10 protein-coding genes and 1 riboswitch are annotated in these 11,018 nt (G+C 64.2%); of the genes, 8 read left to right on the plus strand and 2 right to left on the minus strand.

What is annotated here, in order from left to right:
- The first annotated feature begins 34 nt into the window (after positions 1 to 34).
- From PAQ31011_RS17450 to PAQ31011_RS17460, 3 genes are all read left to right on the plus strand, one after another.
- Complete coding sequence (locus PAQ31011_RS17450) at positions 35 to 235, plus strand: heavy-metal-associated domain-containing protein (protein ID WP_046292611.1); 201 nt, start codon at positions 35 to 37, stop codon at positions 233 to 235.
- A gap of 279 nt (positions 236 to 514) precedes the next feature.
- Positions 515 to 691, plus strand: a riboswitch (FMN riboswitch).
- Positions 692 to 788: 97 nt separating this feature from the next.
- Positions 789 to 1,520 carry a 3,4-dihydroxy-2-butanone-4-phosphate synthase gene (gene ribB, locus PAQ31011_RS17455; protein WP_150577019.1) on the plus strand — a complete coding sequence of 244 codons (732 nt, stop codon included), beginning with the start codon at positions 789 to 791 and terminating at the stop codon, positions 1,518 to 1,520.
- A 212-nt stretch (positions 1,521 to 1,732) separates the two neighbouring features.
- Complete coding sequence (locus PAQ31011_RS17460; RefSeq protein ID WP_150577020.1) at positions 1,733 to 2,299, plus strand: PaaI family thioesterase; 567 nt, start codon at positions 1,733 to 1,735, stop codon at positions 2,297 to 2,299.
- Between the two features lie 117 nt (positions 2,300 to 2,416).
- Here the strand turns inward: PAQ31011_RS17460 and PAQ31011_RS17465 are convergent, their stop codons facing one another.
- Positions 2,417 to 4,204 (minus strand): cation:proton antiporter, encoded by a 1,788-nt coding sequence (locus PAQ31011_RS17465; protein WP_150577021.1) that lies wholly within the window; start codon positions 4,202 to 4,204, stop codon positions 2,417 to 2,419.
- A 499-nt stretch (positions 4,205 to 4,703) separates the two neighbouring features.
- Here PAQ31011_RS17465 and PAQ31011_RS17470 point away from each other — a divergent pair, with 499 nt between their 5' ends.
- The 4 genes from PAQ31011_RS17470 to PAQ31011_RS17485 all read left to right on the plus strand — a co-directional run bounded on the left by PAQ31011_RS17470 (position 4,704) and on the right by PAQ31011_RS17485 (position 8,233).
- Positions 4,704 to 5,390 (plus strand): DUF2848 domain-containing protein, encoded by a 687-nt coding sequence (locus tag PAQ31011_RS17470; RefSeq protein WP_150577022.1) that lies wholly within the window; start codon positions 4,704 to 4,706, stop codon positions 5,388 to 5,390.
- Between the two features lie 73 nt (positions 5,391 to 5,463).
- Complete coding sequence (locus tag PAQ31011_RS17475) at positions 5,464 to 6,132, plus strand: GntR family transcriptional regulator (protein WP_150577281.1); 669 nt, start codon at positions 5,464 to 5,466, stop codon at positions 6,130 to 6,132.
- A 2-nt stretch (positions 6,133 to 6,134) separates the two neighbouring features.
- The gene (locus tag PAQ31011_RS17480; protein WP_150577023.1) at positions 6,135 to 7,511 is read left to right on the plus strand and encodes an amidase; all 1,377 of its coding nucleotides are present in this window, start codon (positions 6,135 to 6,137) and stop codon (positions 7,509 to 7,511) included.
- A 209-nt stretch (positions 7,512 to 7,720) separates the two neighbouring features.
- On the plus strand, positions 7,721 to 8,233 hold the full coding sequence (locus tag PAQ31011_RS17485) for a disulfide bond formation protein B (RefSeq protein ID WP_150577024.1): 513 nt from the start codon (positions 7,721 to 7,723) through the stop codon (positions 8,231 to 8,233).
- 111 nt (positions 8,234 to 8,344) lie between these two features.
- On the opposite strand, the gene PAQ31011_RS17490 is transcribed toward PAQ31011_RS17485, so the two are convergent.
- On the minus strand, positions 8,345 to 9,310 hold the full coding sequence (locus PAQ31011_RS17490; RefSeq protein WP_150577025.1) for a LysR substrate-binding domain-containing protein: 966 nt from the start codon (positions 9,308 to 9,310) through the stop codon (positions 8,345 to 8,347).
- 225 nt (positions 9,311 to 9,535) lie between these two features.
- Here PAQ31011_RS17490 and xdhA point away from each other — a divergent pair, with 225 nt between their 5' ends.
- Positions 9,536 to 11,008 carry a xanthine dehydrogenase small subunit gene (gene xdhA, locus PAQ31011_RS17495; protein ID WP_150577026.1) on the plus strand — a complete coding sequence of 491 codons (1,473 nt, stop codon included), beginning with the start codon at positions 9,536 to 9,538 and terminating at the stop codon, positions 11,006 to 11,008.
- The last annotated feature ends 10 nt before the right edge of the window (positions 11,009 to 11,018 follow it).

The raw sequence follows: 11,018 nt of genomic DNA on the forward strand, positions 1-11,018 counted from the left end.
ACCGTCAACGGAATCGTCTTTCAAGGAGAGCAATATGCAAGTCCAAGTCGAAGGTATGAGCTGCGGCCATTGCGTCAAAGCCGTCACACGTGCGATCACCGAGCTGGATGCCGACGCGAAGGTCAACGTCGATCTGGGTGCTGGTCGCGTAGACGTCCAAAGCGACCTGTCGCCCGCAGAGGTCAGCGCCGCCATTACCGACGCCGGTTACACCGTCAAGGGCACCAGCGTCTGATTGAGTGACGGCTGACGGGCGTCCAAGTTTGGCCTGAACATCGTTCGACGGAAGTGCGACGCCCTCGGCCCAGTCAGCTAACTCAGGCACATCAAGCCCACCCAAGCACGGACACAAGCGGCTCCCCGCATCTTGTGGCCGATGCGCAATCCCACGCGCCCCGCGCGGCCTTCCCTGCAGACCTCTCACTCCCTGTGCTACGCTCTGTCTCGCCGCATACGTAATGGCGCCGCGCAATGCGTAACTACCACGCGATGCAACGCAACGTTCGTACGGCATACACGTCTTCAGGGCGGGGTGAAAGTCCCCACCGGCGGTATGTGACATCGCGCAGTTCGCTGCGTCGTCATGAGCCCGCGAGCGCTTGTCACCGTCGCTTTCGCGACATCGACAGGGTCAGCAGATCTGGTGCGAAGCCAGAGCCGACGGTCATAGTCCGGATGAGAGAAGATGCGTCGATACCCGCGTGCTATGGGATGCCATCCCATGGCGACGTCCGTTCGCATGCCCCGAAAACGTTTTTCGCCCGATTGACTTACGCGAGGAGCGTTTCATGTCCACCAGTACCCGCAACACCCAAGCTGCCCAAGCTACCCAAGCTGTTCCGCAAGACACCGCCGCCACCGACGACCTGCATGCCTATCCCGCATTCGTCGATCTGCCGCCGGTGGAAGTCCGTCTGCCCGCTGCACTCGATGCCATGCGCGAAGGCCGTCCCGTCATTCTGATGGACGATCTGGACCGCGAGAACGAAGCCGACCTGATCGTCGCCGCCGAGAAAATCACGCCCGCCACGATGGCCATGCTGATCCGCGAATGCAGCGGCATCGTCTGCCTGTGTCTGCCGGACGAGACGCTGCGCCGCCTCGATCTGCCGCCGATGGTCGAGCAGAACCAGAGCCGTTACGGCACCGCCTTTACGGTGACGATCGAAGCGCGTCAGGGCGTGAGCACCGGCGTTTCCGCTGCCGACCGCGTCACCACGATCCGCGCCGCCATCGCCGACGACGCCCAGCCCTCCGACCTGTCCCGCCCCGGCCACGTCTTTCCGCTGCGCGCGCAGCCGGGTGGCGTGCTCACGCGTCGCGGTCACACGGAAGGCTCCGTCGACCTCGCGATCCTCGCCGGCCTGAAGCCGGCCGCCGTGCTGTGCGAATTGATGAATCCGGATGGCACGATGACGCGTGGCGCCGATATCGAGCGCTTCGCCAAGCAACACGATCTGCCGATTCTGACCATCGATGAGTTGGCCACTTATCGCCTGAGCCACGCGCAAGCCGCCTGATCGCAAGCGATTGCGCGCCGTCCGATCGCGACGGCCCTTGCGGCAACGGCACACCACGCCGTTGTCGCTCCACTTCCCTCGCGCCACCGGCATCCTCGTCACCGATCGGTCGACGCTTCCCTCTAACGCGAACTACACATTCGGGCGTAGCGAATTCTATAATCGCTGAAAAACCGATTGCCTAGCATCATAAAAGTTACGAGGAAGACGTCATGAGCACCAAACCGGAAGCCGCCGCCGTTCTGGCCCAATGGGAAGCCGATGAAGCCGCCGTGCGCGAGCGCGTCACGCGCAATGGTCCCGCGCGTTATGGCGTCGCAACGCCGTCCGACGTGATCGGCCTGACCGGCCAGGAAATCTTCGACGCGATGTTCGACGGCAAGCTGCCAATGCCACCGATCAGCGAGACGCTGGGTTTCATCGCCGTGGAAATCGCCAATGGCCGCGCCGTGTTTCAGGGACGTCCGGCCTTGCCGTATTACAACCCGCTCGGTTCCATCCACGGCGGGTGGTTTGCCACGCTGCTCGACTCGGCCGTTGGTTGCGCGATCCATTCGACGCTTCCCGCCGGTCGCAGCTACACCACGCTGGAACTCAAGACGAACATGGTCCGCGCCCTCACGCGCGACGTGCCCGTCGTGCGCGCCGAAGGCAAGGTCATTCAGGTGGGGCGTCAGGTCGGCATTGCGGAAGGCCGCATTGTCGGGCCGGACGGCACGCTCTACGCCCACGCTACGACCACCTGCCTGATCTTCGACTTCCCGCCGAAGAAGGCATAAGAAGAAGGCATAGGTCAGGCATCGTCCCAAAGAAAAAGCCCGCCGAGGACATCCCCGGCGGGCTTTTGACTTTATTGACGGTGGGGCGAGATCAAGCGTCGCACCTCCCCCAGTACTTCAGTGTGACGACGATCCCCCGCCACCATGCTCGCCATCGGGTTGATGTTCGAGCGTCTCTTTCAGCGCGATCTGGAGCTTGGCGTGCATACGCACGAACCAGCTACGCATGATGACCCCAAGCACCAGCGTGCCTGCCACGATCAGCACGATCATCTCGGTCGACGGCAAGATGCTCGCAGAGAGCGCCGCGACCAGCAAAATGACACCCACCATCGCAGCGATCGGCAGAATCTCGGCGACCACGCGGCGCACCTCGAAGGTGTAGCGGCCCGTGAGGCTCGGTGGGATCGACAACTCCACGAGCAGCAACGACAGCGACTTGAGCTTGCGGTACACCGCGATCAGGAACGGCAGCGACAGCACCAGCGCCCCGCCCCAGACCACCGCACTTTGCAGGCTCGGGTCTGCGACCCAGGGCTTCATCAGCTCGGCAAGACGGCGATAGAAGAATGCGCCGCCGAGGAAGATCGTCACAACGAGCGCCAGATTGATCGCCACGCTCACCACGATACGACGCACGATGGTCACGAGCGCTGCGCTGTCGCCCGTCAGTTGAATGCTTTGCAGCCACTGCGTGTACTGCCCGAGCACATAGGACAGACGCCCCGGCATCACACGGCCCAGCCAGCCGGTGAACGGGTCGGCCCCCTTGATCAGGTACGGCGTGAGCAGCGTGGTGATGACCGAGACGGCCACCGCAATGGGGTACAGGAAGTCGCTGGTCACCTTCAGCGACAGGCCGAGCGATGCGATGATGAACGAGAACTCACCGATCTGCGACAGCCCCATGCCCACGCGCATCGACGTGCGGCCGTCCTGCCCCGAGAGGTATGAGCCCAGCCCGCACGACACGATCTTGCCGACCACCACGGCCACCGTGATCACCAGAATCGGCCACACGTAAGTGACCAGCACATGCGGGTCGAGCAACAGGCCGATCGTCACGAAGAACACCGCACTGAACATGTCGCGCAGTGGCGCGACCAGGCGTTCGATGGTGTGCAACTCCCGCGCTTCGGCCATGATCGCGCCGATCAGGAACGCGCCGAGCGCCACGCTGTAGCCCATCTGAATGACGAGCAGACAGAAGCCGAAGCACAGGCCGAGCACCACAACCAGCAACATTTCGTCGCTCTTGAACTTCGCCACATAGCCGAGAATGCGCGGCACCAGCAGAATGCCCACGACCAGCGACACGACCATGAACAGCAGCAGCTTGCCCAGCGTGAAGGTGGCTTCGCCCGCGTCGACCTGACCGCTGATGGCGATGCCCGAGAGCAACGCGATCATGCCGATGGCGAGCACGTCTTCCACAATCAGCACGCCGAAGATCAGTTGCGCAAAACGTTCGCGCTTCATGCCGAGTTCGTCGAGCGCCTTGACGATGATGGTCGTCGACGAGACCGCGAGCATTGCGCCGAGGAAGATCGAATCCATCGCCTTCCAGCCGAAGAAGCGGCCAATCTCGTAGCCGATCCAGAGCATCAGCACGATTTCGGTGATCGCCGCTACGAATGCCGTCACGCCCACCCGGGCGAGCTTGCGCAGGCTGAACTCCAGACCCAGCGAGAACATCAGGAACACGACACCGAGTTCGGCAAGGATCCCGATGGTCTTCTCGTCATGTATCAGCGCGAAGGGCGGCGTGTACGGCCCGATGATCACGCCCGCCACGATGTAGCCGAGCACGACTGGCTGCCGGAACCGGTTGAAGATGACCGTCACGATGCCTGCCAGCAGCATGATGACGGCCAGATCCTGAATGAAGTCGATGGCGTGATGCATCCGATACGTTCTCCCCGCAGCGCGTTGCGCCGATATTGATGTTCTTGACCCCACGCCGGTGACACGCCGCGTCTCCCCCGGGAGGCGCAGCGACAACACGAGACGTGATGCTTGATGAAGGTGGGAAGCCAGCCGTGGGCAGCGTATGAGCTGCTTGCCTGCCGGCTTGATAGACGTTGCGTTCGTTCGCCCGATTCCCCGCAAGTCCGGACGGACCCGCCGCCGAACCCATTGCCGTCGCCCTCGTATCAAAGGGCTCCGGTTCGGACACCGGAACGGAAAAGCCAACGAACATTCGGCCCAAAACGGGCGCCGAATCAATATACGCGATGGCCTGACACGCGCGCAACCCAAGATTGACGGGGGTTTTCATAAAAAATTCCCGTTTTTCATACCGTCGCGCGAAATTTTTTTTCTTGATTTTTGTCTCGCCTCCTTGTGAAATATCACATAAATATCAATTGAATTTCACTGTGTGATTCCCTGGAGTGGTTGACGTATGAGTTCCCGTTTGTCTTTCACGGTGCCCGGTGACGGCGCTGGCCTTCGTATCGACGTTGCCGTCGACACTCTGATCATCGCCGGATGGGCCGGACGCGACCGGCACGCGGTCGAGCATCACATCGCCGAACTTGCCGCACTCGGCGTACGCCGCCCGTCGACCACGCCTTGCTTCTATCGCCTCGCCCCCGCCCTGCTCGCTCAGGACGACGCCATCGACGTCGTCGGTGAGACGAGCAGCGGCGAAGCCGAATGCGTGCTGGTCCGCCACGGCGACGAACTGTTCGTGAGCGTCGGCTCGGACCACACCGACCGCGAAGTCGAAGCCTATGGCGTCACCGTCTCCAAACAGGTCTGCGCCAAGCCCGTGGCGCGCGAGGCATGGCGCTTTGCCGATGTCGCAGCGCACTGGGATCAGTTGGAACTGCGCTCCTGGGTGACGCGTGCGGGCGAGCGGCGTCTTTATCAGGAAGGCACGGTCGCGGGCCTGCTCTCGCCGCAAGAACTGATGGCAAAACTCGGACCGGATGGCTTGCCCGCAGGCGCAGCAATGTTCTGTGGCACACTCGCTGCCATTGGCGGCGTGGCCGGCGGCGAGCAGTTCGAGATCGAGCTGCACGACCCGGTCCTCGGCCGCACGATCCGGCACCGCTACGCCACGCAGGCGCTGGCGATTGCCGACTGACTGCCCCCACCCGATGCCCAACGAGACACTTTCCGAGCCCCGCCAGACAGAAGTCGCAGGCGACGCCAACCGCATGCCGCCCGAGCCGTCCGTGCCGTCCGCGACTCACGACGGCCGCAGCCTGACCGAGCGCGCCTACGAAGCCATCAAGCACGACATCATCACGTTGCGTCTGCGCCCCGGCGAGACGCTCAACGAAGCGCAATTGATGCAGTCGACGGGACTGGGACGCACGCCCGTGCATCAGGCGATGCACCGTCTGGCACTCGAAGGGTTGTTGGTCATCCTGCCGCGCAAGGGGGCCATGGTCGCCCCCGTCTCGCTGAACGACGCGCTCGAAATCATCGACGTGCGCATGGTCAACGAGACGTACTGTGTCGAGCTGGCCGCCCGCGCGGCCACGCCGGAGGATCTCGCGGCCATCGAAGCCGTGCTGGCCCGCTCGCGCGAAGCCATCGCGGCGCGCGACGTCGCCGCCATGATGCGCATCGACCGCGAGTTCCATCTGGCGATCTCGCGCGCCTCGCGCAACCAGACGCTTGCCGAACTGCTGCGCGGCCTGCACGAGCGCTCGCTGCGCTTCTGGTTTCTTGCCTTGTCGACGCCGAGCCATCTGGAAGGCGTCTATGAAGAACACCTCGAACTATTCGAAGCGCTGGCTGCCCATGACGGCGAACGCGCCCGCCGGGCCATTGCCCGTCATATCGAAGAATTCCGCACCCATATTCTGAAAGCGATCTGAACATGAGCCACGACGCCATCGATCTGCAACGCCCCCTGTCCGACCTCGCTGCCGCGCTCGACGCAGGCCGCACCACCAGCCGTGCCCTCACCGAGCAGGCGCTCGCCCGCATCGCCGATCCGGCCGGTCAGGGCAGCGTCGTCTTCACGCAAGTCGACGCCCAAGCCGCTCGCGACGCCGCCGACGGCCTCGACGCCCTGCGTCGCGCCGGTGCCCGTTTGTCGCCGCTAATGGGCATTCCCGTCTCGGTGAAGGATCTGTTCGACGTTGCGGGTCAGGTCACACGCGCAGGCTCCACAGTGCTCTCGGACGCTGCCCCCGCCACGCACGACGCACTGGCCGTCGCGCGTCTGCGTCAGGCGGGTGCCGTGATCGTCGGTCGCACCAACATGACCGAGTTCGCCTTCTCCGGTCTCGGCCTGAATCCGCACTACGGCACGCCGCGCTCGCCGTGGCAGCGCGAGGTCGGGCACATTGCCGGTGGTTCGTCGTCGGGCGCAGCCGCTTCCGTGGCCGATGGCATGGCCGCCGTCGGTCTCGGCACGGATACCGGCGGTTCGATCCGCATTCCCGCCGCGTTCTGTGGCCTGACCGGCTTCAAGCCGACGGCGTCGCGTACGCCGCGCGACGGCGCGCTGCCGCTCTCGACCACGCTCGACTCCGTCGGCCCCATCGGCCGCTCGGTCGATTGCTGTGCGTGGGTAGACGCGATTCTGTCGGGCAATGTCCCAAATGAAACACCGGCTGCACCGCGCGATCTGCGTGGTATGCGCTTCGGCGTCTTGACGAATTTCGTGCTCGACGGCGCGGAACCCGCCGCGCTCGCCATCTACGAGCGCGCCCTCGCCACGCTCGCCAAGGCAGGCGCCACGCTCGTCGAGTTCAAATTCGCACCGTTCGACACCCTGCCCGCGATCAACCGCTTCGGCTTCTCGCCCATCGAGGCATACGCCTGGCATCGCAAGTTGCTGGCCGAACGTGCGGATGGCTACGACCCGCGCGTGCTGGTACGCATTCGCAAGGGCGAACCGGCAGGTGCTGCGGACTACGTCGATCTGATCAACGCCCGCGCCGCGCTCATCGCAGCAGCGAATCCCGTGTGGCAAAGCTTCGACGCCGTGCTGTGCCCGACCGTGCCGCTCACGCCGCCAGCCATCGCGCCGCTCGAAGCCAGCGACGAGACCTTTACCGCCACCAACGCCCTCGTACTGCGCAACCCGACGGCCATCAACATGATCGACGGCTGCGCCTTCTCGCTGCCGTGCCAGGGTCAGGGCGAAGCCCCCATCGGCCTGATGGTCAGCGGTGCCGCAGGCGACGACGCACGCCTGTTCCCGGTCGCCCGCGCCATCGAGCAGGCACTGCGCCCGGCCCGCTGAACGCAATCCTCAACTTTCGGACGATTTCGCGCAAAAATGCGCGCAAACGTCCGATTTTTTGATGGAAAGTTCCGAAAAATCCCGCAATTTTTCATCTCACATGCGAATCGGGCTGGGGTTACAATCCCAGCCCAAGTGCCTGCCGCCCGGCGTCATGCGGGGATGAGCGGGATTCGTGGGATTCGTGATGGCCTACCGCCTGAAGTGAAATGAACGCTCAACTCGACCCGGCTTTTCGCCGCGAACGTCTGCTGTATCTCCTGCTCACCGTGGTTTGCCTTGCCTTGCTGGGCGGTGCGCTGTACTTCCAGTACGTGCTTCACGAAGACCCGTGCCCGCTGTGCATTCTGGCGCGCTACGCGCTCGTGCTGATCGCGATCTTCGGGCTGGTCGGCGCTGTCTCGCGTGGCTGGGCAGGAATTAAGGTAGCGCGCGTGCTCGCGGCGCTCTCGGCGATTGGCGGAATGGCCGCATCGGCGTATCTCATCTACGTGCAGGCCAATCCGATGGTGAGCTGCGGCTACGATGTCGTCGAAGGATTTGTGGACGCGCTGCCGACCTCGCGCCTGTTGCCGCAGGTCTTCCAGGTGCAGGGCATGTGCCAGACGATGTACCCGCCGATCCTCGGCCTGACGCTGCCGATGTGGTCGCTCGCGGCATTCGTCGTCATCTTCCTGGCGCTGGCGCTGCATCGTCCGCGCCGCGCCATTTCGCTGCGCTAAAACGCCTCGCGTACCGCCCAAACGCACAACGGCCGTCTGCCCCTCTGGGCGACGGCCGTTGGCTTTTTGGCAGACGGTCGAACGGTCAGAGCAGTCCGAGTAGTCCGAATGTCAGGGTCGTACCAGCGCCGGAGTCGGCTCTCCTGCACCGCTGGCGGCGTCGAGTTCGGTCGCCACTTCCGCGATCCGCCGGCGCAGCCACGTCACCTCAGGCGCGGCATGCGTGCGCTCGTGCCACAGCTGATAGAAGCGCATGGGCGGGAAGTTGATCGGCGACGGCACCACGCGGATCGGCAGATAGCGCGCGTAATGCTGCGCGAACTGACGCCCGGTGGTGAACACCAGATCGGTGCGCATCAGCACGTACGGCACGAGCCCGAAGTACGGCATCGTCATCTGAATATTGCGACGCAGGCCCTGCTCGGCCAGAAAACCGTCGATGAAGCTCTGACGCTCGGCCACATACGGCATGGGGGCCAGGTGCGGCAATTCCAGATAGTGCTTGAGCGAGATGCCCTTGTTGGCCAACGGATGCTGTGCGCCGAGCATACATACCACTTCATCGTCGAACAGACGCGACATATGCAACTGCGGCGGCGGCTCCAGCCAGTTACCGATCACCACGTCCAGCGAGCCATTTTCCAGCGCGCCTGCATAGTCGAAACCCGCGTTGATGGGTTGCACGTGCAGACGGGCCGACGGCGCGTCGCGGCGCAGCACTTCGGCGATGTTGGGCAGGAAAACGGCGTCGAGATAGTCCGGCGCACCGAGCCGGAACGCCCGCGTGGTGGTCTGCGGCGCGAACTCCGTGGTCGGGTGCGTAATCCGTTCGATGGCGGCGAGCGCGTCGGTGGCGTAGCCCAGCAGCTCCCGGCCGCGCTCGGTGGCGACCATGCCGCTCTTGCCGCGCACCAGAATGGCGTCGCCGGTGATCTCGCGCAGACGGCGCAACGAGTTGCTGATGGCCGGCTGCGACTGGCCGAGCTTGAGCGCGGCGCGCGACACGCTTTGCTCTGTGAGCAGCGTATGGAGTACCCGCAGCAGGTAGGCGTCGATCTGTTCGCGGGGTCTTTGCATGTGCAGGGGCGCTCTGAAGGCGTGTTGAAGACCGGAAAACGGCGTGTTGAGCCGTAGTTTATGACAAGGATGGGTCATCGGGGCGTCCGAATAGCCATCATCATGGCGGCGAAATATTTCCCTGTGCCGCCGGTGCTATCTTCGGCTCATCCCCACGCCGGCCCTTAAAAGACCTATGCAGCAACGCCGGCGCGTCCACAATTGCACTGCACTACACTGAGAATCATGGAGACACAAGCCATCCGCTTCTTTTACCGCGGCAAGGTGCACGAGGTCACTGGCGAAGCCACGACCCGCACCGTGCTTCAGTACACGCGCGAAGACCTGCATTGCACCGGCACCAAGGAAGGTTGTGCCGAGGGCGATTGCGGCGCCTGCACGGTCGTGATCGGCGAGTTGGCCGACGATGGCAATGTGGCGCTGCGCGCGGTCAACGCCTGCATCCAGTTCCTGCCCACGCTCGACGGCAAAGCGCTCTTCACGGTCGAAGACCTGCGCCACGCCGACGGCACGCTGCACCCGGTGCAGCAGGCGCTGGTGGATTGCCATGCCTCGCAGTGCGGTTTCTGCACACCGGGCTTCGTGATGTCGCTGTGGGCCATGTATCTGAACCGTCCGGTCGAAGCGGGCTGCCCGAGCCGCCGTGAGATCGACGACGTCCTGTCGGGCAACCTGTGCCGCTGCACGGGCTACCGCCCCATCGTCGACGCCGCCCAGAAGATGTACGACCTGCCGCGTCACGAATTCGACCGCAAGGCGCTCGCAGAGCAGGTGCAGGCGCTGCAACGCGGCGACACGCTCTCGTACGAGCACGACGGTCACGTCTTCCATGCCCCGCGCACGCTGGCCGAACTGGGCCGTCTGCGCGCCGCGTATCCGGACGCACGCATTCTCGCCGGCAGCACCGACGTCGGCCTGTGGGTGACGAAGCAATTCCGCGATCTGAAGCATCTGATCTACATCGGTCAGGTGGCGGAACTGCGTGAGATCTCCGAGGGTCCGAACGGCATCTATATCGGTGCGGGAGCCCTGCTCAACGATGCGTTCGATGCGCTCGTCACTCACTATCCGGAGCTGGCCGAACTGCGTCAGCGCTTCGCGTCGTTCCCGATCCGCAACGCCGGGACGCTGGGCGGCAACGTCGCGAACGGCTCGCCCATCGGCGACTCGATGCCCGCGCTGATCGTGCTCGGCACGCGTATCGTGCTGCACCGCGAAGGCGTGGTGCGCGAAATGCCGCTCGAAGACTTCTATATCGCTTATCAGAAGAACGCCCTCGAAGCGGGCGAATTCGTACAGGGGATTCGCGTGCCGCTGCCCGTGTCGGCGCAACGTTTTCGCACGTACAAGCTCGCGAAGCGCTTCGATCAGGACATCTCCGCCGTGTGCGCCGCGTTTGCGGTCGAACTCGACGGCGACATCGTGCGCTCAGCCCGTATCGCCTTCGGCGGCATGGCAGCGACGCCCAAGCGTGGCAGCGCCATCGAAGCCGCGCTGAACGGCCAGCCGTGGACGGAAGCGACCGTGCGAGCCGCCATGGCCGCCTTGCCGACGGACTACCAGCCGCTCTCGGACATGCGCGCGACGAGCGCTTACCGACTGGCCGGTGCGCAGAATCTGCTGTATCGTTTTTTCCTGGAAACGCGTAACGATGCGCCGCTTGCGGCACACGAAGTCAACGCGTTCGCCAACGTCTAACCGGAGCCGC

The organism is Pandoraea aquatica (genome assembly GCF_902459565.1).
GTDB classification, from domain to species: Bacteria; Pseudomonadota; Gammaproteobacteria; order Burkholderiales; family Burkholderiaceae; genus Pandoraea; species Pandoraea aquatica.

What these genes read in the sequence shown, in the direction of transcription:
- PAQ31011_RS17450 (WP_046292611.1), top strand. Translation starts at nt 35, where the DNA reads ATGCAAGTCCAAGTCGAAGGTATGAGCTGCGGCCATTGCGTCAAAGCC.
- ribB (WP_150577019.1), top strand. Translation starts at nt 789, where the DNA reads ATGTCCACCAGTACCCGCAACACCCAAGCTGCCCAAGCTACCCAAGCT.
- PAQ31011_RS17460 (WP_150577020.1), top strand. Translation starts at nt 1,733, where the DNA reads ATGAGCACCAAACCGGAAGCCGCCGCCGTTCTGGCCCAATGGGAAGCC.
- PAQ31011_RS17465 (WP_150577021.1), bottom strand. Translation starts at nt 4,204, where the DNA reads ATGCATCACGCCATCGACTTCATTCAGGATCTGGCCGTCATCATGCTG.
- PAQ31011_RS17470 (WP_150577022.1), top strand. Translation starts at nt 4,704, where the DNA reads ATGAGTTCCCGTTTGTCTTTCACGGTGCCCGGTGACGGCGCTGGCCTT.
- PAQ31011_RS17475 (WP_150577281.1), top strand. Translation starts at nt 5,464, where the DNA reads ATGCCGCCCGAGCCGTCCGTGCCGTCCGCGACTCACGACGGCCGCAGC.
- PAQ31011_RS17480 (WP_150577023.1), top strand. Translation starts at nt 6,135, where the DNA reads ATGAGCCACGACGCCATCGATCTGCAACGCCCCCTGTCCGACCTCGCT.
- PAQ31011_RS17485 (WP_150577024.1), top strand. Translation starts at nt 7,721, where the DNA reads ATGAACGCTCAACTCGACCCGGCTTTTCGCCGCGAACGTCTGCTGTAT.
- PAQ31011_RS17490 (WP_150577025.1), bottom strand. Translation starts at nt 9,310, where the DNA reads ATGCAAAGACCCCGCGAACAGATCGACGCCTACCTGCTGCGGGTACTC.
- xdhA (WP_150577026.1), top strand. Translation starts at nt 9,536, where the DNA reads ATGGAGACACAAGCCATCCGCTTCTTTTACCGCGGCAAGGTGCACGAG.